Origin of the sequence: Stenotrophomonas sepilia, from assembly GCF_003244875.1 — a bacterium.
GTDB classification, from domain to species: Bacteria; Pseudomonadota; Gammaproteobacteria; order Xanthomonadales; family Xanthomonadaceae; genus Stenotrophomonas; species Stenotrophomonas sepilia.
In genome coordinates, this window is record NZ_LXXZ01000026.1 from 79,722 (window position 1) to 100,426 (window position 20,705).

General features: G+C 67.3%; 21 protein-coding genes and 1 tRNA gene. 10 read left to right on the forward strand and 12 right to left on the reverse strand.

Annotation, left to right across the window (positions count from 1 at the left end; all coding sequences use genetic code 11):
* Positions 1-42 precede the first annotated feature (42 nt).
* Both edd and eda read left to right on the forward strand, forming a co-directional pair.
* Positions 43-1,959 carry a phosphogluconate dehydratase gene (gene edd / locus A7X97_RS02685; protein WP_088496295.1) on the forward strand — a complete coding sequence of 639 codons (1,917 nt, stop codon included), beginning with the start codon at positions 43-45 and terminating at the stop codon, positions 1,957-1,959.
* Positions 1,960-2,163: 204 nt separating this feature from the next.
* A complete protein-coding gene (gene eda, locus A7X97_RS02690; protein WP_049429315.1) occupies positions 2,164-2,823 on the forward strand; it encodes a bifunctional 4-hydroxy-2-oxoglutarate aldolase/2-dehydro-3-deoxy-phosphogluconate aldolase in 660 nt (219 codons plus the stop codon).
* Positions 2,824-2,923: 100 nt separating this feature from the next.
* Here the strand turns inward: eda and A7X97_RS02695 are convergent, their stop codons facing one another.
* The 3 genes from A7X97_RS02695 to ispG form a co-directional block, all read right to left on the reverse strand.
* A complete protein-coding gene (locus A7X97_RS02695; protein WP_005416124.1) occupies positions 2,924-3,571 on the reverse strand; it encodes a response regulator in 648 nt (215 codons plus the stop codon).
* A gap of 170 nt (positions 3,572-3,741) precedes the next feature.
* Complete coding sequence (locus A7X97_RS02700) at positions 3,742-4,521, reverse strand: phosphatase PAP2 family protein (protein ID WP_088496460.1); 780 nt, start codon at positions 4,519-4,521, stop codon at positions 3,742-3,744.
* On the reverse strand, positions 4,502-5,767 hold the full coding sequence (gene ispG / locus A7X97_RS02705; RefSeq protein ID WP_049414673.1) for a flavodoxin-dependent (E)-4-hydroxy-3-methylbut-2-enyl-diphosphate synthase: 1,266 nt from the start codon (positions 5,765-5,767) through the stop codon (positions 4,502-4,504). Before ispG ends, A7X97_RS02700 begins: the two co-directional genes overlap by 20 nt.
* Positions 5,768-5,881: 114 nt before the next feature.
* Here ispG and A7X97_RS02710 point away from each other — a divergent pair, with 114 nt between their 5' ends.
* Positions 5,882-7,108 carry an ATP-binding protein gene (locus A7X97_RS02710; protein ID WP_049414674.1) on the forward strand — a complete coding sequence of 409 codons (1,227 nt, stop codon included), beginning with the start codon at positions 5,882-5,884 and terminating at the stop codon, positions 7,106-7,108.
* Positions 7,105-7,668 (forward strand): response regulator transcription factor, encoded by a 564-nt coding sequence (locus A7X97_RS02715; protein ID WP_005409063.1) that lies wholly within the window; start codon positions 7,105-7,107, stop codon positions 7,666-7,668. Before A7X97_RS02710 ends, A7X97_RS02715 begins: the two co-directional genes overlap by 4 nt.
* 102 nt (positions 7,669-7,770) lie before the next feature.
* Here the strand turns inward: A7X97_RS02715 and pgi are convergent, their stop codons facing one another.
* The 6 genes from pgi to pcnB all read right to left on the reverse strand — a co-directional run bounded on the left by pgi (position 7,771) and on the right by pcnB (position 13,372).
* Positions 7,771-9,285 carry a glucose-6-phosphate isomerase gene (gene pgi, locus A7X97_RS02720; RefSeq protein WP_072168337.1) on the reverse strand — a complete coding sequence of 505 codons (1,515 nt, stop codon included), beginning with the start codon at positions 9,283-9,285 and terminating at the stop codon, positions 7,771-7,773.
* The gene (gene panD / locus A7X97_RS02725; RefSeq protein WP_006432456.1) at positions 9,282-9,662 is read right to left on the reverse strand and encodes an aspartate 1-decarboxylase; all 381 of its coding nucleotides are present in this window, start codon (positions 9,660-9,662) and stop codon (positions 9,282-9,284) included. Before panD ends, pgi begins: the two co-directional genes overlap by 4 nt.
* A 161-nt stretch (positions 9,663-9,823) precedes the next feature.
* Positions 9,824-10,663, reverse strand: a complete 840-nt coding sequence (panC, locus tag A7X97_RS02730; RefSeq protein WP_061480289.1) for a pantoate--beta-alanine ligase — start codon at positions 10,661-10,663, stop codon at positions 9,824-9,826.
* Positions 10,660-11,475: a 3-methyl-2-oxobutanoate hydroxymethyltransferase gene (gene panB, locus A7X97_RS02735; protein WP_014646749.1), complete on the reverse strand. Its 816-nt coding sequence runs from the start codon at positions 11,473-11,475 to the stop codon at positions 10,660-10,662. Before panB ends, panC begins: the two co-directional genes overlap by 4 nt.
* Positions 11,476-11,509: 34 nt before the next feature.
* On the reverse strand, positions 11,510-11,995 hold the full coding sequence (gene folK / locus A7X97_RS02740; RefSeq protein WP_072168338.1) for a 2-amino-4-hydroxy-6-hydroxymethyldihydropteridine diphosphokinase: 486 nt from the start codon (positions 11,993-11,995) through the stop codon (positions 11,510-11,512).
* Between the two features lie 3 nt (positions 11,996-11,998).
* Positions 11,999-13,372 (reverse strand): polynucleotide adenylyltransferase PcnB, encoded by a 1,374-nt coding sequence (gene pcnB, locus A7X97_RS02745; protein ID WP_088496465.1) that lies wholly within the window; start codon positions 13,370-13,372, stop codon positions 11,999-12,001.
* Positions 13,373-13,424: 52 nt separating this feature from the next.
* Between pcnB and A7X97_RS02750 the strand changes: the two genes are divergently transcribed.
* Positions 13,425-13,499, forward strand: a tRNA-Glu gene (locus A7X97_RS02750).
* 350 nt (positions 13,500-13,849) lie between these two features.
* Here A7X97_RS02750 and A7X97_RS02755 read toward each other — a convergent pair.
* Complete coding sequence (locus tag A7X97_RS02755) at positions 13,850-15,274, reverse strand: sugar porter family MFS transporter (RefSeq protein WP_072168339.1); 1,425 nt, start codon at positions 15,272-15,274, stop codon at positions 13,850-13,852.
* Positions 15,275-15,468: 194 nt separating this feature from the next.
* Between A7X97_RS02755 and fdxA the strand changes: the two genes are divergently transcribed.
* Positions 15,469-15,792, forward strand: coding sequence for a ferredoxin FdxA (fdxA, locus tag A7X97_RS02760; RefSeq protein WP_005409054.1), 324 nt, complete (start codon positions 15,469-15,471; stop codon positions 15,790-15,792).
* A gap of 198 nt (positions 15,793-15,990) precedes the next feature.
* Here the strand turns inward: fdxA and A7X97_RS02765 are convergent, their stop codons facing one another.
* Positions 15,991-16,506, reverse strand: coding sequence for a hypothetical protein (locus A7X97_RS02765; protein ID WP_005416115.1), 516 nt, complete (start codon positions 16,504-16,506; stop codon positions 15,991-15,993).
* Positions 16,507-16,538: 32 nt separating this feature from the next.
* A complete protein-coding gene (dapA, locus tag A7X97_RS02770; protein WP_111007575.1) occupies positions 16,539-17,432 on the reverse strand; it encodes a 4-hydroxy-tetrahydrodipicolinate synthase in 894 nt (297 codons plus the stop codon).
* A gap of 164 nt (positions 17,433-17,596) precedes the next feature.
* Between dapA and A7X97_RS02775 the strand changes: the two genes are divergently transcribed.
* The 4 genes from A7X97_RS02775 (at position 17,597) to A7X97_RS02790 (ending at position 20,704) form a co-directional block, all read left to right on the forward strand.
* A complete protein-coding gene (locus A7X97_RS02775) occupies positions 17,597-18,157 on the forward strand; it encodes a glycine cleavage system transcriptional repressor (protein ID WP_005409051.1) in 561 nt (186 codons plus the stop codon).
* Between the two features lie 79 nt (positions 18,158-18,236).
* A complete protein-coding gene (locus A7X97_RS02780) occupies positions 18,237-18,716 on the forward strand; it encodes a peroxiredoxin (RefSeq protein WP_005416113.1) in 480 nt (159 codons plus the stop codon).
* 84 nt (positions 18,717-18,800) lie between these two features.
* Complete coding sequence (locus A7X97_RS02785) at positions 18,801-20,201, forward strand: PhoH family protein (RefSeq protein ID WP_111007576.1); 1,401 nt, start codon at positions 18,801-18,803, stop codon at positions 20,199-20,201.
* Positions 20,198-20,704 (forward strand): hypothetical protein, encoded by a 507-nt coding sequence (locus A7X97_RS02790; protein WP_088496462.1) that lies wholly within the window; start codon positions 20,198-20,200, stop codon positions 20,702-20,704. The genes A7X97_RS02785 and A7X97_RS02790 overlap by 4 nt, the downstream gene beginning before the upstream one ends.
* Position 20,705: the final 1 nt, after the last annotated feature.

Consider the following 20,705-nt stretch of genomic DNA (forward strand, 5'->3'; position numbering starts at 1 on the left):
CTGCCGCCGCTTGCCTCTCGCCACCACGAACGCCGGTAGCCAATGAGCCTCCATCCTCAACTGCAAGCCATCACTAAGCGCGTCATCCGCCGCAGCGCCGCCTCGCGCGCCGCCTATCTGGCCGCGATCGATGCCTCCCTGCGTGAGGGCCCGTTCCGCAGCCGCCTGAGTTGCGGCAACCTCGCTCACGGGTTCGCCGCCTGCGGCGGCACCGACAAGAGCCGCCTGCGCGGCGGCGTGACGCCGAACCTGGGCATCATCACCGCCTACAACGACATGCTGTCGGCCCACCAGCCGTTCGAGACCTATCCCGAACAGATCCGCGACATCGCCCGCGAGCTGGGCGCCACTGCACAGGTCGCCGGCGGCGTCCCTGCAATGTGCGACGGTGTCACCCAGGGCCGTGGTGGCATGGAGCTGTCGCTGTTCTCGCGCGATGTCATTGCCCAGGCCACGGCCATCGGCCTCAGCCATGACATGTTCGATACCACCGTCTACCTCGGCGTGTGCGACAAGATCGTGCCGGGCCTGCTGATCGGTGCGCTGGCCTTCGGCCATCTGCCGGCGGTGTTCGTACCGGCCGGCCCGATGACCCCGGGCATCCCGAACAAGCAGAAGGCCGAAGTGCGCGAGCGCTACGCCGCCGGTGAGGCCACCCGCGAAGAGCTGCTGGAAGCCGAGTCCGCGTCGTACCACGGTGCGGGCACCTGCACCTTCTACGGCACGGCCAACTCCAACCAGGTGCTGCTGGAAGCCATGGGCGTGCAGTTGCCGGGCGCCTCGTTCGTCAATCCGGGCACGCCGCTGCGCGACGCCCTGACCCGCGAGGCAACCGAACGCGCGCTGGACATCACCGCACTGGGCGACGACTTCCGCCCGCTGGGCCGGATCATCGACGAGCGCGCGATCATCAACGCGGTCATCGCGCTGATGGCCACTGGCGGTTCGACCAACCACACCATCCACTGGATCGCGGTGGCGCGTGCGGCCGGCATCGTGCTGACCTGGGACGACTTCGACGAACTGTCGCAGCTGATTCCGCTGCTGGCCCGTGTCTATCCGAACGGCGAGGCAGACGTGAACCGTTTCGCGGCCGCTGGCGGCCCGGCCTTCGTGTTCGGCGAGCTGATCAAGGCGGGCCTGATGCACGGCGACCTGGTCAGCGTCGCGCGTGGCGGCATGGCCGACTATGCGCGCGAGCCGCAACTGCGTGACGGCCGGCTGGTCTACCTGCCGGGCCTGGAACACAGTGCCGATGACGAAGTGGTGCGTGGGGTCGACAATCCGTTCGAGCACCAGGGTGGCCTGCGCCTGCTGCGCGGCAACCTCGGCAAGTCGCTGATCAAGCTGTCAGCGGTGAAACCGCAGTACCGGACGATCGAAGCACCGGCGGTGGTGGTCGATGCACCGCAGGTATTGAACAAGCTGCACGCCGGTGGCCTGCTGCCGCAGGACTTCGTGGCGGTGGTGCGTTACCAGGGCCCGCGTGCCAACGGCATGCCCGAACTGCATTCGCTGGCACCGCTGCTGGGCCTGCTGCAGAACCAGGGCCGGCGCGTGGCGCTGGTCACCGACGGCCGCCTGTCCGGTGCGTCGGGCAAGATCCCAGCGGCCATCCATGTGACGCCGGAAGCGGCGCGCGGTGGCCCGCTGGCCAAGGTCCGCGAGGGCGACATGATCCGCCTCGACGGCGAGGCCGGCACGCTGGAAGTGCTGGTGGACGCGGCGGAATGGGCAGCACGTCCGCTGGCGCCGAACACCGCGCCGGCCGCGCATGACCTGGGCCGCAATCTGTTTGCGATCAACCGTCGCGTGGTGGGTCCGGCGGACCAGGGGGCGATTTCGATTTCGTGCGGGCCGGCGGCGGCCGATGGCGGGCCGTGGGACTACGACGCGGAGTATGAGCTGGGGCACGATGCGGCAGCGGCGGCGGCGCCGCATGAGGCGAAAGACGCCTGACGCGAAAAGCCGCGGCAGGCTCCCGGCTTGGGCAGTAGGGCGCCCTGGCCGGGACACGCCGTAAACCCATCCATGGGGGCTCGATCGCGGCATCCATGCCGCTCACGGTCCCGGCCAGGGCGCCCTACTGCCCTTGGACAATTCCCGGCGCGTCATTTGCGCTGCGGCCACTGAATCAAGAAGAGCAAAGGCAAGGGCAAAAGCATGGGTATCGAACAACATCAGGTGAAGGCGGCGGAGCTGTTGCATGCGGCGGGCATCCTGCCGGTGGTGACGATTCATACGCTGGACCAGGCGCGGGCGGTCAGTGCGGCGCTGCTGGAAGGTGGTCTGCCGGCGATCGAGCTGACGCTGCGCACGCCGGTGGCGATGGAAGCGCTGGCGATGCTCAAGCGCGAGCTGCCCGATGTGGTGGTGGGTGCCGGTACGGTGCTGACCGTGGAGCAGATGCAGCAGTCGATCGATGCGGGTGCGGACTTCCTGGTGACGCCGGGGACGCCGCCGGCGCTGGCTGATGCACTTGCCGCTGCGCCGCTGCCGGTGGTGCCAGGTGCGGCGACGCCGACCGAGCTGCTGTCGCTCTACGCCCGCGGCTTCCGCGTGTGCAAGCTGTTCCCGGCCACGGCCGTGGGCGGGCTGGCGATGATCAAGGGACTGGCCGGCCCGGTGGCGGACCTGAAGCTGTGCCCGACCGGCGGCATCACCGAGAACACCGCCGCCGAGTACCTTGAACAGAAGAACGTGGTCTGCATCGGCGGTTCGTGGATGGTGCCGGGCAACTGGATCGCCGACGGCGAATGGGACAAGGTGCGCGCCAGCGCCGCCGACGCGGCGAAGATCATCAAGCGCGTGCGCGGCCACTGAGCCCGAAGCAGGTGTAGAGCCGAGCCCATGCTCGGCTCCACTCCAGCGGAATGGAGAGCAGCCGAGCATGGGCTCGGCTCTACACAGAAGGCCGAAACCCTTACAACGGCCGCGCCGGATCCACCAGCCCGTACTGGCTGGCCATGCGCGCCAGCGCGATGTTGTCGTGGATCCCCATCTTCTCGAACAACCGCGCCTTGTGCGTGTTCACCGTCTTGGCACTCAGGCTCAGGCGCCGCGCGATGTCTTCTTGGCGCAGGCCCTGGGTCAGCAGCAAGGCTACTTCCAGTTCGCGCGGCGACAGGCTGTCGAACGGCGATCCATTGCCCTCCACCGTCGACAGGGCCAGGTTCTGCGCGATGCTGGTGCCCAGGTAGCGACGGCCCATGGCCACATCGCGCACCGCGCGCAGCAGCTCCTGTGCATCGCAGCCCTTGCCGATGTAGCCCGCGGCCCCCGCCTCCAGCAAGCGCTTCGGCAGCGGCCCGTCTTCCAGCACCGATACGATCACCACGCGGGTGTTGCGGTGGCTGCGGACGATGCGCTCGGTCACTTCCATGCCACTCACACCGGGCAGGTGCAGGTCGCAGAGCACCACGTCCGGCAGCAGCTGGCGGACGTCGCGCAGTGCGTCTTCACCGGTCTCGGCTTCGCCCACCACCTCGATGTCGGTCTCCCCCGACAGGATCATCTTCATCCCGGTGCGGACCAGCGCATGGTCATCCACCAGGTAGACTCGAATCGTCATTCACGTACCTCTTCGAATGCGGCCATTGCAGGTCAAGCTAGGCAGGACGCCGATACCCCTGCAAGCGCGTCCGGGACGCGATCCGGGCGTTCTGCCTTGCGCATCACAGTAACGCGCGTTGTGCTTGCCCCCTGTCTTGCAGAACCTGCTGCAACGAAACAACTGATCTATTACGTAGACGCCCCGGAAGGGTCATCCACGTCACCCCCCTGTGATGATGCTTCGCTGGCCGTCGCTGGCGGCGAATCCCGACGTCGCCAAGGATGCCGGCGACTGAACATGACCAGATAGCACCCTACCACCCAAACCAGCGCGGCACACCATCCGGCCAGGATGTCCGAGGGATAATGCACGCCCAGATAGACCCGTGAGACGCTCACCAGCAGGCTGAACGGGGGCGCCAGCAGCAGTACCGGCCAGCGCCAGCGTGTATTCCAGGCCAGCAGCACCAGGGTCACGGCAAGGGTCATCGAGCCCATGGCGTGCCCGCTGGGGAAGCTGAACGTCGATTCCGGCGCAATCGACTCCCACAGGCTGGGGCGCTGGCGCTGGAAGAAGTGCTTGCTGCCCATGTTCAGCAACGCCGATCCCACGAAACTGACCGCGACGAAGGTCGCCTCGCGCCAGCGCCGGTAGCCCAGCAGCGCACCGATGATCAGCACGTCAGCAGGGATCAGGAACCACTCGTAGCCCAGTTTCGAGATGAGCACGAAGAAGCGGTCCAGCCATGGCGAATGCAGGCCATGCATCTGCCACAGCAGCGGCGCATCGAAATGGAACGATTCAAATTCGTGCACTTCGTCAGCCAGGGCGACGAAGCCCGCCAACGGCAGCAGTACGCCACCGAACAGCAGGACCAGGCGCCAGGCGTTGCGCGCCATCCAGTGGCGGAAACCGGAGGCCGACTCCGGAGCGGCGAGGATCGCAGGCTTATCCGGCGCTTCGGACATATTTGTGTTCGACGTAATCGTCGATCAGGGCGACGAACTCCTGGGCGATGTTGTCGCCACGCAGGGTCACCTTCTTCTCGCCATCGACGAATACCGGTGCTGCCGGCGTCTCGCCCGTGCCCGGCAGGGAGATGCCGATGTTGGCATGGCGCGACTCACCCGGCCCATTGACGATGCAGCCCATCACCGCCAGGGTCATGTTCTCCGCCCCCGGGTGGTGGATCTTCCACAGCGGCATCTTCTCGCGCACATGGTTCTGCACCACTTTGGCCAGTTCCTGGAAGAACTCGGAGGTGGTGCGGCCGCAGCCCGGGCAGGCCGTGACCAGCGGCGTGAAGGCGCGCTGGCCGGTGGTCTGCAGCAGTTCCTGGGCGACGATCACTTCCTGCGTGCGCGACTGGCCCGGTTCCGGGGTCAGCGAGATGCGGATGGTGTCACCGATGCCTTCCTGCAGCAGCACGCTCAGCGCTGCCGACGAGGCGACGATGCCCTTGCTGCCGATACCGGCTTCGGTCAAGCCCAGGTGCAGGGCGAAGTCCGAGCGCTGGGCCAGGTCGCGGTACACCGCGATCAGTTCCTGCACGCCACTGACCTTGGCCGACAGCACGATCCGATCGCGCGGCAGGCCCAGTTCCACGGCCTGCTCGGCCGAATCCAGCGCCGAACGGATCAGCGCCTCACGCAGCACGCGGCCGGCGTCCCAGGGCTGCTCGCGCAGGCTGTTCTCGTCCATCAGCCTGGCCGCCAGGGCCTGGTCCAGCGAGCCCCAGTTGGCACCGATGCGCACCGGCTTGTTGTAGCGGATCGCGAACTCGATCAACTGGGCGAACTGCAGGTCCTTCTTCTTGCCGAAGCCGACATTGCCCGGGTTGATGCGGTACTTGGCCAACGCTTCCGCACATGCCGGCTCGGCGGTGAGCAGCTGGTGGCCGTTGTAGTGGAAGTCACCGATCAGCGGTACATCGATACCCATCATCGCCAGCTTGTCGACGATGCGCGGAATGGCCGCAGCGGCTTCCACGGTGTTGACGGTCAACCGCACCATCTCCGAACCTGCACGCCACAACTCGGCCACCTGCTTCACGCTGGAGGCCACATCGGAGGTATCGGTGTTGGTCATCGACTGCACCACCACCGGCTTGCCTCCGCCTACGGTGACCCCGCCGATCTGGACGGCATGGGTCTGGCGACGGGGCCAGGCGGTGGCATCGGAGGGGGGAGTCGGGCGGGTGACGGCGTCGTGCATGGGCGCATTCTACCGCCCACTCCCGCATTCGGGGTGACTCGCATTCAGCCTGCGGCACGGCTGCGGCCGATTGTCGCAGGCATGTACACGCATGAACGCATACGATGGGCGTGAATGACCGGTCCCGACGCCCCGTTTCTCCGTACCCTGTGCAGCCTGCGCTGGCTTGCCGTAGGCGGCCAGGCCGCCACCATCCTGGTCGCGACCTGGGTGCTGGGCCTGCCGTTGCCGCAGCTGCCGTTGTGGGCCGGCGTGGCGGTGCTGGCCCTGTTCAACGTCTACACCCAGCTGCGCCCGGAAGCGGCCGACACTGCGCCGCTGACCGCATTCGGCCATATCCTGGTGGACGTGATCATCCTGACCTGGATGGTGGGCTGGAGCGGCGGCATGGCCAACCCGTTCAGTTCACTGTTCCTGATCCTGATCGCGCTGGCCGCCTTCGCCCTGCCCCTGCGCTGGGCACTGGCGGTCGCGCTGGCCTGCCTGCTCGGCTACGCCGCCAGCGGCATCTTCGGGCAGGCGCTGCCGGACGGCTACTTCCGCGCACAGGACCTCAATCGCTGGGGCGTGGTCGCCAACTTCCTGATTTCCGCCACAGTGGTGCTGGCCTTCTCCACCCGCCTGGCACTGGCCCTGCGGGAGCGCGAACTGGAACTGTCGGCACTGCGTGAGCGCTTCGCCCGCAACGAGGGCATCGTCGCGCTGGCCACCCATGCCGCCTCGGTGGCACATGAACTGAACACGCCGCTGGCGACCATGACCCTGCTCGCCGACGATGTCGCCGAGCGCAGCGAAGAGCCGGAAGTGCGCGAAGACATGGAGACCCTGCGCGAGCTGCTGGTGCAGTGCCGTGAGCGCGTGCTGGCACTGGCCGCCCCGGCCTCGGCCGACGCGCCGGGCCGCAGCCATTCCAGCGCCCAGCAGGTGCTGGAGCAATGGCGCCTGGTGCGACCGACCATCGACCTGCATCGCAACGACGATGCGCCGCTGCGGCTGCCGCTCGACCCGGGCGTAGGCCACCTGCTGATGGTCCTGCTCAACAATGCCGCCGATGCCGGCGAGAAGGCCGGCCGGCCGCGCGTGGACCTGGACCTGCGCATCGAGGGCGACGACCTGATCGGCGAAGTACGCGACTACGGCCATGGTTTCGACGCCCGTGCCGCCGTGCTGCCGGGCAAGCTGTTCGGCAGCAGCAAGAGCGAGGGCATGGGCGTCGGCCTGGCCCTGTCCCATGCCACCATCGAACGCCTCGACGGCGAGATGTGGATGCGCCCGGCCCAGGGGGCCGGCAGCCGCGTCGGCTTCCGCCTGCCGCTGGCCCCACGCGAGGAAACCCCATGAGCGCCTCAACCCTTGGTCTGCTGGTCGACGACGACGAGCTGTACCTGCGTACCCTGCAGCGCAGCCTGGCCCGCAAGGGCCTGGAAACACAGACCGCACAGGATGCCGCCAGTGCCCTGGCACTGGCCCGCCAGCATCCGCCGGCGTTCGCGCTGATCGACCTGAAGCTGGGCAGCGATTCCGGCCTGGCGCTGATCCAGCCGCTGCGCGCACTGCGCGCGGACATGCGCATCCTGCTGGTGACCGGCTATGCCAGCATCGCCACCGCAGTGGAGGCGATCAAGCTGGGCGCGGATGATTACCTGCCGAAGCCGGCCACGGTGCCGATGATCCTGCGCGCGCTTGGCGAGGAGGACGACGGCCCGGCCGACGACGGCGAAATGGAAGTGCCCGATGCGATGACGCCGATCAGCCGCCTGCAGTGGGAACATATCCAGCAGGCGATGCACGAGACCGGCGGCAACGTGTCAGCGGCCGCACGCCTGCTCGGCATGCACCGGCGCTCGCTGCAGCGCAAGCTGGCCAAGCGGCCCAGCCCGGAACGCGATCCGAGCCGGTGAGACGCCACGTCGTGCACCGGTAGTGCCGGCCGCTGGCCGGCAACCTCGTGAACGATTGAAGCATCGCCTGGATGCCGGCCAGCGGCCGGCACTACCCGGGCATCAGCCCTTCAACTGCGCCAGGATCTCGCGGGTCATCGGATCGGCAACCGCCACATCCTCGCCCTGCAGCGCCGGCAGCAGGCCACTGGCCAGCTGCTTGCCCAGCTCGACACCGAACTGGTCGAAGGCGTTGATGTTCCAGATCACCGACTGCACGTATACAGCGTGCTCGTACATGGCGATCAGTGCACCCAGCGCCTGCGGGGTCAACGCGTCGAGCAGGATCAGCGTGCTCGGCCGGCCCCCCGGGTAGTCGCGGTGCGGATCTTCGCTGCCCTGGCCATTGGCCAGCGCTTCGGTCTGCGCCAGCAGGTTGGCCAGCAGGGCCTGGTGATTGATCGTATACGGATCATCGTTGTGCACACAGCCGATGAAGTCGGCCGGAACGATGCTGGTGCCCTGGTGCAGCGCCTGGAAGAAGCTGTGCTGCACGTCGGTCCCTGCCCCGCCCCACCACACCGGCACGGTGTCGACGGTGACCGGCTGGCCGTCGCGCTGCACGCGCTTGCCCAGGCTCTCCATCACCAGCTGCTGCAGGTAAGCCGGCAGCAGCGCCAGGCGCTGGTCGTAGGTCATCACCGCGTGCGTGGCATGGCCCAGCAGGTTACGGTTCCAGATGTCGGTGAGGCCGTGCAGCACCGGCAGGTTGCGCTCCAGCGGTGCATCCAGCGCATGCGCATCCATCTGCGCGGCGCCTTCCAGCAGCTGCTCGAAACGCTCGAAGCCGATCGCCAGTGCGATCGGGAAACCCACCGCCGACCACAGCGAATAACGGCCACCGACCCAGTCCCACATCGGCAGCACGCGATCGGCGGCGATCGCGAAGGCCTTGGCGGCGCGCTCCGGATTGGCGCTGACCGCATACAGGCGCTCGCTGCCACCCAGCCAGTCGTGCAGGATCTGGCCGTTGAGCAGGGTTTCCTGGGTACCGAAGGTCTTGGAGATCAGGATGCCGGCGGTCTTCGCCGGATCCAGCGTGGCCAGCGTGCGCTGCATGGCGGCGCCGTCCACGTTCGACACGAAATGCACGCGCAGGCGCGCACCGCTGACCGGGCGCAGCGCATCGGCGACCAGGCGCGGCCCGAGGTCGGATCCCCCGATGCCGACACTGACCACATCGGTCACGCCGCTGTCTTCCAGCGCGCGCACCAGCACGCCCATGCGCTGGCGGATGCCGCGCGCGGTGGCATAGGCCTCGGCCGCCACCGGCGCATCGACCACGTCGCCACGCAGCGCGGTATGCAGCGCGGCGCGGCCTTCGGTCAGATTGACCTGCTCGCCGCGGAACAGGCGGGTGATGGCGCCGCCGACATCACGCTCGGCAGCCAGCGCCAGCAACGCCTGCAGCGCCGCGGCATCGTACTTCTGACGGGCGAAGTTGACGTACAACGGACCGACCCGCAGCGCCAGGTCCTGCACGCGGCCGGGTTCGGCGGCGAGCAGGCTGGGAATGCTTGCGCCCTTCAGGCGCTGGGCGTGGGAATGCAGCGAGTCGAATCCGTTGTTCGTTGTCATGCGGCCTGGGTCGGGATCGTGTCGTTGGTGTGGGTGATCTGGTTGTTGCCATCAACGTACACCAGCTTCGGCTTGAAGCTGTCAGCTTCCTGCTCGGTCATGCTGGCGAACGCGGCGATGATGATGATGTCACCGACCTGCACGTGGCGCGCGGCGCCACCGTTGAGCGAGACAACGCCGCTGCCGGCTTCGGCGCGGATGGCATAGGTCGAGAAGCGCGCACCGTTGGTCACGTCCCAGATGTGCACCTGTTCGAACTCGCGGATGCCAGTGGCAGCCAGCAGGTTGTCATCGATGGCGATCGAGCCTTCGTAGTTCAGCTCGGAATGGGTGACGGTGGCGCGGTGGATCTTGGTCTTGAGCAGGGACAGGTGCATGGGGGGCGCTGCAACGGCAAAGGAAAGAGCGGATTCTAGCACCCGCACAGCGCCGGGCATTACGGCCGGCAACCTGTTCAGGTAGGCGGTGAAACCGGGGTCGGATCCCTTTTCCCTGGGAAAGGGATCTGACCCCATGCATCGCGCGGCACCGCCGGAACTCAGAACTCCAGGTTGTCGATCAGCCGGGTGGTACCCAGCCGTGCGGCGATCAGCGCCACCCGGCCGCCGCCGTCGAAGGTCGGCTCGGCCAGCTCCGGAGTGCGCAGCACCGCGTAGTCAACCTGGAAACCGGCCGCCTGCAATGCGGCAGTGGCCTCGGCCTCGATGCGTTCACGAGCCTGCCCGGCCACGTAGCCTTCGCGCATGCCCAGCAGGGTCCGGTGGATGGTGGTCGCGACCGGACGCTGTTCAGCGCTCAGGTACTGGTTGCGCGAGCTCTTGGCCAGGCCATCCTCGTCGCGCACGATCTCGGCGCCGACGATCTGGACCGGGAACGACAGCTCGGCCACCATCTGCTTGATCACGGCCAACTGCTGGTAGTCCTTGCGACCGAACACGGCCACGTCCGGCTGCACCTGCAGGAACAGGCGTGCCACCACCGTGCAGACGCCATCGAAGTGCCCCGGACGGCTGGCACCTTCCAGCACTTCACTCACGCCCGGCGCGTGCATGCGCGTGGTCTTGTCCACGCCCAGCGGGTACATCGCCTCGACGCTGGGCAGCCACACCGCATCACAGCCAGCCTGCTCCAGCCCGGCCACGTCGGCCTCGGGCGTGCGCGGGTAGCGGCTGAAGTCCTCGTTCGGCCCGAACTGGGTCGGGTTGACGAAGATGCTCGCCACCACCTTGTCGGCGTACTGGCGGGCCAGCGCCACCAGCGAATGGTGGCCCCCATGCAGGTTGCCCATGGTCGGCACCAGCGCCACGCGCAGGCCCTCGCGCTTCCACTGGGCGATCTGCCCGCGCAGCGCGCCGAGCTCGTTGAAGGTCTGGATCATTGGGCGTACGCGTGCTGTTCGTCGGGGAAGCTGCCGTCGCGCACGGCGTCGGCAAATGCGCGGGTGGCACCGGCCACCGAGCCGCCTTCGGCAAGGAAATCCTTGACGAACTTGGGACGGCGATGGCCACTGTCCAGGCCGAGGAAATCGTGCAGCACCAGCACCTGGCCATCGCACTGCGGGCCAGCACCTATACCGATGGTCGGCACATCCACCGCAGCGGTCACTTCGGCGGCGACGGGGGTCGGCACGCATTCAAGCACCATGATGCTGGCGCCTGCGGCGGCCACGGCCCTGGCATCCTCCACCAGCTGGCGCGCAGCATCGCCGCGGCCCTGGATCTTGAAGCCGCCCAGGCGCAGCACCGATTGCGGGGTCAGGCCCAGGTGCGCGCAGACCGGAATCTCGCGCTCGACCAGGTAGCGGATGATGTCGACCTTGAAGCCGGCACCTTCGATCTTGACCATCTCGGCACCGGCCTGCAGCAGCTGCAGCGAGGCATCCAGCGCGCGTTCCGGGGTGGCATCGGCGCCGAACGGCAGGTCGGCCACCAGCAGCGCACGCTGCAGCACGCGGGCCACGGCGCGGGTGTGGTAGACCATGTCGGCCACGGTCACCGGCAGGGTCGAATCATGACCCTGCACGACCATGCCCAGCGAATCGCCGATCAGGATCAGATCGACGCCGTTGGCATCGAAGGTGCGGGCGAAGCCGGCGTCGTAGGCGGTCAACATGACCAGCTTCTGGCCATTGCGCTTGGCCTCGGCCAGGGCGGGAACGGTCCAGGGCTTGCTGTCTGCGTGGGTGCTCATGTGCTGATAACCGGGGGAGATAACCCGGTCATTATCACCCTATCGGCGCAATCCCGCAGGCATCCACCCGCACCACTGCATCCCGCACGCTGCCATGACCGGGAATGGCCAGATCAGGCGCGATTTCGGCCAGCGGCACCAACACGAAGGCGCGCTCGTGCAGGTAGGGATGGGGTACCTGCAGACCGGGCTGATCGAGGACCTGCGTGCCATACAGCAGCAGGTCCAGGTCCAGCGCGCGCGGCCCCCAGTGCACCGCCGGATCGCGCACGCGGCCAAAGCCCCGCTCCAGCGCCAGCATGGCATGCAGCAACTCATCGGCCGCCAAGGTGGTTTCGACCGCAGCCACGGCATTGACGAACGGCGGCTGGTCTTCATTGCCCCAGGCCGGGGTTGCATAGAGCCGCGAGGCCTGTCGCAGGCGCGTTCCCGGCAGGCCGTCCAGCGCGGCAATCGCCGCGCCCACGGTCGCGGCCGCGTCGCCAAGGTTGGCGCCGAGGCCGATCCAGGCGAGGGTCATCGCTTACTCGCCCGCCGCAGCAGCACCGGGACGTCGACGGCGACGGCGGCGCTTGCGCGGTGCCCCGCTCTCGTCATCGCCGTCTTCACTGTGCATCGCATCCAGCGACGACTCCAGCTCGCGACCGGACTGCGCCTGTGCTTCGCGCCAGAACTCGACATCCACTGCATGCTCGGACGAAGCGACCTGGCGCAGGCTGAGGAAATCGAACGCGGCGCGGAAGCGCGGGTGGGTCAGGGTACGGAACACGCGCTTGCGCTGGCGCGAGCTGAAGCGCGACTGCAGCAGCCAGATCTCCTGCATCGGCAGCGAGAAGCGGCGCGGCAGCGCGATGGTGCTGAGCTGCTGCACGGTGACCCGGTCGGCGGCGCGGCGCTGCGCCTCTTCCGGTGCCACCCCCTGCTTGAGCAGGGTCGCCTGTGCGCGGCAGAACGCCGGCCACAGCAGCAACGCGAACAGGAACGCCGGCGAGACCGGCTCGTCGTTGGCCACGCGGGCATCGGTGTTGGCCAGGCCTTCGACCAGCATGCGGCGCAGCGCGCCGGTGCGGTTGGACTTCAGCGCCTTGGCGCTCTCCGGGAACAGCACGTCGAGCAGGCCGTAACGCTCAAGGCCTTCGAAGCTGGCCACGCCGTGCCCGGACAGGAACAGCTTGAGCACTTCCTCGAACAGGCGCGCCGGCGCGGCTTCATTGAGCAGGCCGGCCAGGTGCGGGATGGGCGCAGCGGTCCCCTCTTCGACCTGGAAGCCGAGCTTGGCCGCCAGGCGCACCGCACGCAGCATGCGCACCGGGTCTTCCCGATAACGCTGCTCGGGATCGCCGATCAGCTTCATCAGGCGCGCCTGGACGTCTTCGAAGCCGCCGGTGTAGTCGCGCACCGAGAAGTCCTCGATGGCGTAGTACAGGGCGTTGCAGGTGAAGTCTCGGCGGACCGCGTCGTCTTCGATGGTGCCGTACACGTTGTCGCGCACGAGCATGCCGTTTTCCATCTCGCGGTCGCCGCTGCCGTCATCGCTGTTGGCACGGAAGGTGGCGACTTCGATGATTTCGCGGCCGAACACTACGTGGGCGAGGCGGAACCGACGACCGATCAGGCGGCAGTTGCGGAACAGCTGCTTGACCTGTTCGGGCGTGGCATCGGTGGCCACGTCGAAATCCTTGGGTTGGCCATTGACCAGCAGGTCGCGCACCGCGCCGCCGACAAGGTAGGCGCCGAAGCCGGCATCGCGCAGGCGATAAAGCACGCGCAGGGCGTTCGGGCTGATGTCCTTGCGGGAGATCGTGTGCTGGTCGCGCGGGATGACGCGCAGGCTGAACGGTGATGTAGCAGGGGAAATGATGTTGGCGCTTCCGGTTGAAGTTTCGGGATTGCCCAATGGCATCGAGGTGCATATACTAGCGCTCCTGCCTCGGCAGCGACACAGTTACGCTCCCTTCGTCTAGTGGTTAGGACGTGGCCCTCTCAAGGCTAAAACAGGGGTTCGAGTCCCCTAGGGAGCGCCAGTCGCCGCAGCAGGAACCGAAAAAGCCCGCCTTGTGCGGGCTTTTCTGTTTTCCGGGGTTGCAGTGATTGCGGTCGGATTGGCCGCTTGTGCGCCTCTCTGTTCCTGCGTGGGAGGGGGCGGGCCACCCTGGCCTGGACACGCAAAAGCCCATCCATGGTGCTCGATGGCGCCATCCATGGCGCCAACGGTCCAGGCCAGGGTGGCCCGCCCCCTCCTGACAGTTTCCCGCGAATGCGGCACGAACAGCCTCGCTCATCCGCAGCCAATTCAATCCCGACGTACTGTCTTGGATCGGCTGGCCTGCCGCCTCCCCATGAAGAAAGCAGGCGCTGAAACACAGGCCGGCCGTCAGCCTTCCATCTGCTCCAGCTCCTTGCCCTTGGTCTCGCGCACGTAGCGGACCACGAAGACGATCGAGAGGATCGCCGCGACGGCGTAGATGCCATAGGCGCCGGCCAGGCCGATGCCGGCCAGCAGCATCGGGAACGTCACGGTGATCGCGAAGTTCGAGGTCCATTGCGCCGCACCCGCCACCGCCAGCGCCGGGCCGCGGATCTGGTTGGGGAACATCTCGCCCAGCATCACCCACATCACCGGGCCCCAGGACATGTTGAAGAACACCACGTAGACGTTGGCTGCCACCAGCGCCAGCCGCCCCATGCCATCGGACAGCTGCAGGCGCCCATCGACAAGGCTGCCGCTGGCAAACGCCACCACCATCAGCACCAGCGCCACCGACATGCCGACCGAACCGATCCACAGCAGCGGCCTGCGCCCGATGCGGTCGATCAGCAGTACCGTCAGCAGGCAGGCACCGATGCTCAGCGCGCCGGACAACACGTTGATCAGCAGCGCGTCGCTTTCCGAGAAACCCACCGCCTGCCACAGCACCGCGCCGTAGTAGAACACCACGTTGATGCCGACCAGCTGCTGGAAGATGGCCAGGCCGATACCCACCCAGAGAATTGGGCGCAGCTTGCCGGTGGTCTTGTTGCGCAGGTCGCCGAAGCGCGGCTTGTGCTGGTCCTGGGCAAGGCTGGCTTCGATCTCGGCCTGCTTGGCGGTGGCCGCGGCCTCGCCGTACAGCCGCGTCAACACCGCCCTCGCCTGCCCCTGCCGCCCCTTCAACACCAGGAAGCGCGGGCTTTCCGGGATCACCAGCAACAACAGCAGGAACAGCCCCGAGGGCAGCGCCTGCATCCAGAACATCCAGCGCCAGGCCTCATGGCCCAGCCACAGGGGCGCGGTCGAGGCGCCGGCGGCACGCGCCAGCAGGTAATTGCTGAGGAAGGCCGCAAACAAACCGCAGATGATCGCCATCTGCTGCACCGTGGCCAGCCGGCCGCGGTAACGCGCCGAGGCGACTTCGGCGATGTAGGCCGGTGACATCACGCTGGCCGCGCCCACCGCGAAACCGCCCAGCACGCGGGCGGCGATGAACAGCCAGGACGCGTGGGCCGCGCCGGCACCGAGCGCCGAGACAAGGAACATCAGCGCTGACACGATCAGGACACCGCGGCGCCCCAGGCGATCACCCAGCCACCCGGCCAGGAAGGCGCCGATCGCGCAGCCCAGCAGCATCGAGGCGACTTCGAAACCGAGCGCCGCCTCGCTGGAGTTGAAGGCCTGGCGGAGGCCATCGACCGTGCCATTGATGACACCACTGTCGAAACCGAACAGGAATCCACCAAGGGTGGCCACGCAGCTGATCAGGACGATGAATGCAGTGTTCTCACCGCCATGCGGCGCGGTGCTGGGCTGGGTTTGGGACATGGACGATCCTGCTGGGAAGGGAGTCCGGCCACGGTGGGCGACCGAGTGCCCCGCAGCGTCGCACAGCCCCCGCCGTGCCGCCAATGATTCCCACGGTCGCGCCTGCCAGACGCCCGTTTTCCGCCCCGCGCCGACACCGGGGGCCAACCTGTTCTAGAATTGGCGGGTTCAGGAATCGATCCACCCCCAAGCCCATGCCCTTTGTCGTCACCGAAAACTGCATCAAGTGCAAACACACCGATTGCGTGGAAGTGTGCCCCGTGGATTGCTTCCACGAAGGCCCGAACTTCCTGGTGATCGACCCGGATGAGTGCATCGACTGCACCCTCTGCGAGCCGGAGTGCCCGGTCAATGCGATCTTCCCGGAGGACGACGTTCCTGCCGGACAGGAAGGCTTCGTTGCCCTCAACGCCGAGCTGGCGAAGGAGTGGCCGGTGCTGACCGTGCGCAAGGACCCGCCCGCCGACGCCGGCGAATGGGATGGCAAGCCGGACAAGCTGAAGCTGCTGGAGCGCTGAGAAGCGCCCACGGCGGTAACGAAAAGGGCGCCCATGGGCGCCCTTTTCTGTTCTTCGGCAGACCCCAACCGTGCGTTCCGGCCGGTGCCAACCGCGCGACTTGGTAGGTGCCAACCTTGGTTGGCACAAAAGCGCCGACCAAGGTCGGCCGCTACCAGAGCGGGTGCGGACCAAGGCCCGCAGCCACCCGACCAGCCCTTACTGGGCGAGCTTCGCCTTCAGCGCGGCGATCAGCTTCACCGGCGCTTCGGCGGTGGCCGGCAGGCCACGCGGGTCAACCGCGGAGATGTAGGCGCCGGCATCGACGGCCACTACGCGGACCAGGAAGTTGCTGCCCTCGTAGGCCACGTCGTACGAACCCAGCAACTGCGCGCGGCTGGCGATGGTCACGCCCTCCACGCCTTCCAGTGCGGTACCGACCTTGGCGAAGGCTTCATCCTTGCCACCGGCAATGGTGAAACCGGTGCTGCCGGCTGCCGGAGCCGCAGCAACCGGCGCCGCCGGCTTGGTGGCCGAGGCCAACGTCGGCACCTTGTTGTCGGTGGTGGCATTGGGCAGGTTCAAGTCCGGCGGCACTTCCAGCGGACGCATTTCCGGGGCCAGGGCGTAGTCGCCCTTGGCGCCGCGCTTGAAGCAGCCGGTGGTGCCGGCAGCGACCGCCACAGCAAGCAGGGCATAGGACAGCACGCGGACGGTGGAAACGGATTGACGCATGTGAATCTCCTGGGTCAGACCAAGACGGAAGGTCAGTGGCTGGAAAGGGCTTCGACGGCGGCGATGTCGCCGGCAAGATGGTCGGCAGCCGGATGATGCGCTGCCGACAACGGCAGCAGTGGCAGGCGCAGGTCGTGACCGATGCCGACGCGGCGCAGCAGCGCCTTGACCGGGATCGGGTTCGGTTCGACGCCGCAGAAATCATGGAAGGGATGCAGGCGCGCATCCCACGACGCGGTGGCTTCGTGGTCGTGTGCGGCGGCCAGCTCGCACATCCGGCGGTAGGCACCGGGAAGCACGTTGGAACCCACTGAGATCAGGCCGTCGATACCGGCCTGGATCGAACGCGCGGCCGTACCGTCGTCCCCGCTGAGCACGGCGAACTGTGGGCTGCGCAGAGCGAGCAGCGCCTGCACCCGGCCGGTGTCACCCACCGCCTCCTTGATGCCGACGATGTTGGGGTGGCTGGCCAGCTCGGCCACGGTCTCAGGCTGCATGTCGCAACCGGTACGGCCGGGCACGTTGTACAGCACGACCGGCAGCCCGCCCTGGTCGGCCACCGCACGGTAGTGCGCGATCAGGCCGGCCTGGGTGGGGCGCACGTACGGCGGCGTGACCACCAGCGCGTGGCTGGCGCCGAGGGCGGCGGCACGACGGGTCTGTTCAATGGTCTTGGCAGTGCCCGAAAGGCCGGTACCGGCCATGACCGGAATGCGGCCGCCGATGCGCTCGACCGCGCTGGCCAGCAGCAGGTCGTACTCGGCGTCGGTGAGGGTTGCCGCTTCGCCGGTAGAGCCGGCTACGACAACGCCATGGACGCCACCTTCCAGTTGCAGATGCAGCAGGCGCTGCCAACCGTCGGGATCGAGGGCGCCGTCGGCCCGGAACGGGGTCGCCAGCGCGGTGATGAGGCCGGAAAGGGACAAGGACGTGCTGCTCTTGGCTGGGAAGGGAAAACGCCCGCCACGAAAGGCCGGGGGCGACTTGAATGTTACTTGCGGCGCGAAAGCACGGGCAAGTATGCTGGACACCGGTGGATCCCCGCCTCTGGCGGGCATTCAGACTAACGCATGCATTACCCGGAATCGCCTTGACCGACACCACCCCGCGCCCCGCGCCGAGCGAAAACCACCTCCTGATCAACGCCTATACGACGCATCCGGAGTCCCCCCTGCTGTCCGTCACCCGCCGCATCGCCGACAGCGGCTGCAATCTGGTGGATGCACGCCTGGCCACGGTCGGCCGCGATGTCTCGGTCACCGCCCTGGCCACCGGCTCCTGGGACTCGGTGGCCAAGCTTGAGGCGATGCTGACCCGGCTGGAGCGCGAGGAAGGCCTGAAGCTGGTCTGGTACCGCACCGCCGCCAAGCAGGCGCAGTCCAACCTGCTGCCGTACATCGTCGAAGTGATCGCCGCCGACAAGCCGGGCATCCTGTTCCAGCTGGCCGACTTCTTCGACCGCCAGGGCATCACCATCGAGAACCTGCAGAGCACGCGCTACCGCGCCATGCAGACCGGCGCGGAAATGTTCAGCGCACAGGTCACCATCGGCGTGCCGGCCAACATGCATATCGCCGCGCTGCGCGACGATTTCCTCGAGTTCTGCGACCACCTGAACCTGGACGCGATCATGGATCCGATGAAGTTCTGATTCTTCGCGCGTCTCTCACGGGCGCGTGGCGTTTCATGTAGCTGTAATGGCAAGAACCCAGGCTCGACAGAAGGACCTCATGAACAACGGCGACACCCTGGACAGCACCACCCTCTCCCTGCCGCTGGCCCTGTCCGGCGGCGACCAGGCCACCCTCGGCGACTATGCCGGCCAATGGCTGGTGCTGTACTTCTATCCCAAGGACAGCACCCCGGGCTGCACCACCGAAGGCATCGACTTCAACGCCCTGCTGCCGAAGTTCAGGAAAGCCGGCGCCGTCGTGCTGGGCGTCTCGCGCGACTCGGTGAAGTCGCACGACAACTTCTGTGCCAAGCAGGGCTTCAATTTCCCGCTGGTCAGCGATGGCGACGAAGCGCTGTGCACCGCCTTCGACGTGATCAGGATGAAGAACATGTACGGCAAGCAGGTACGTGGCATCGAACGCAGTACCTTCCTGATTTCCCCCGACAGCCGCATCGTGCAGTCCTGGCGCAAGGTCAAGGTTGCCGGCCATGCCGATGCCGTTCTCGCCGAACTGAAGGCCTCCCAGTCCAAGTGAGTCCCACTGCCTACTGTGTCTGCCATCACCCTGCCCCGCAGCAGGCCGTGGTGGTTTTTCCCTGTCCGTAACCAGGAATCGACGATGACCCGAGGCAAGCGCATCTACGTGCTGGATACCAACGTGCTGATGCACGATCCGACCGCGCTGTTCAAATTCGAGGAGCACGACATCTACCTGCCCATGCAGGTGATCGAGGAGCTGGACAACGGCAAGAAGGGCACCTCCGAAGCGAGCCGCAACGCCCGCCAGGTGAGCCGCTTCCTCAACGAGCTGGTGCAGGAATCGGGCCTGGACAACCTGGCCGACGGCATTCCGCTGCAGCGCCCCAACGGCCTGCAGCTGCGCGGCAAGCAGAGCGCCGGCAAGCTGCGCTTCCAGACCAGCCATTTCGACGCGGGCAAGAGCTTTGGCAAGGTCATTCCGGACAATGCCATCCTCGGCGCGATCCTGGCCCTGAAGGAAGAAACCCCCGACCTGCCGGTGGTGTTCGTCTCCAAGGACATCAACCTGCGGATCAAGGCCGCCATCGCCGGCATCGTGTCCGAGGACTACGAGAACGATCGCGCGCTGGACGATTTCAGCCTGCTCTACACCGGCGCTACCGAGCTGCCGGAAGACTTCTGGAAACGCCACGGCGACGACCTGCGCAGCTGGAGCGACAAGGGCCGCTCGCATTACGAAATCCAGGCGCAGGACGGCGAGGAGTGGTATCCGAACCAGTACGTCTACCTGCCGGGCGAGGATGAAGTCGAGCTGCGCGTCAGCCGCGTGGTCGGCGATGGCAAGGTGGTGCTGTCGCTGGTCGATGATTTCCGCCACGGCAGCCACGCCGTGTGGGGCATCAGCGCACGCAACCGCGAGCAGAACTTCGCGCTCAACGCACTGATGGACCCGGAGATCGACTTTGTCACGCTGCTGGGCACCGCCGGCACCGGCAAGACCCTGCTGGCACTGGCCGCCGGCCTGGCGCAGACAATGGACCAGCAGCGCTACCGCGAGATCATCATGACCCGCGCCACGGTCAGCGTCGGCGAAGACATCGGCTTCCTGCCCGGTACCGAGGAAGAGAAGATGACGCCGTGGATGGGCGCGTTGACCGACAACCTGGAAGTGCTCACGCACAACCAGGAAGGCGGCACATGGGGCCGCCAGGCCACCAACGACCTGCTGGCCAGCCGCATCAAGATCCGCTCGATGAACTTCATGCGCGGCCGCACCTTCCTGTCGCGCTACCTGATCCTGGACGAGGCGCAGAACCTCACCCCCAAGCAGATGAAGACGCTGATCACCCGCGCCGGCCCCGGCACCAAGATCGTGTGCCTGGGCAACGTCGGGCAGATCGACACCCCGTACCTGACCGAGACCACCTCGGGCCTGACCTACGCGGTGGACCGCTTCAAGAACTGGCCGCATAGTGCGCACATCACCCTGCGCCGTGGCGAGCGTTCGCGCCTGGCCGATTACGCTTCGGAGGTGTTGTGAACCGCTGCACGCGCCTGTTGTTGCCCACGGCTGCGATCACCCTCGCCGCCGTGCTCGGTGCCTGTACGACCACGCGCGGCCCGGCCAGCGTGCCCACCGCCGAGCGCACCGGCCAGTCCTGGGTGGTCACCCGCCCGATCATCGCCGCGCAGGTGCTCGACACCTGCTCGCGCCCCAGCCCCGGCCGCGAGGCCGGGCGGGTGTCGGGCTACTGGGCGCCCAGCCGGCAGCAGGTCGACCAGCTGGAGGCGAAGCTGTCGTCGCTGGAAGCGCAGGTCCCGAAGGTGCAGGGCTTCGACCGCCAGTACGTCGGCATCGAAAGCGCCGGCAAGCGGCTGATCTACATCAACGCCTTCCACCTGCCTGACGACAGCGGCGTCAATCCGGCCCGCGAAGCGATCCGCGTCTGCGATGGCGGCGCACAGTTCTGGGGCGCCGTGTTCGACCCGGCCAGCAACACCTTCAGCGAGCTGCAGTTCAACGGCGGCTTCGGCGGGCCCTGAG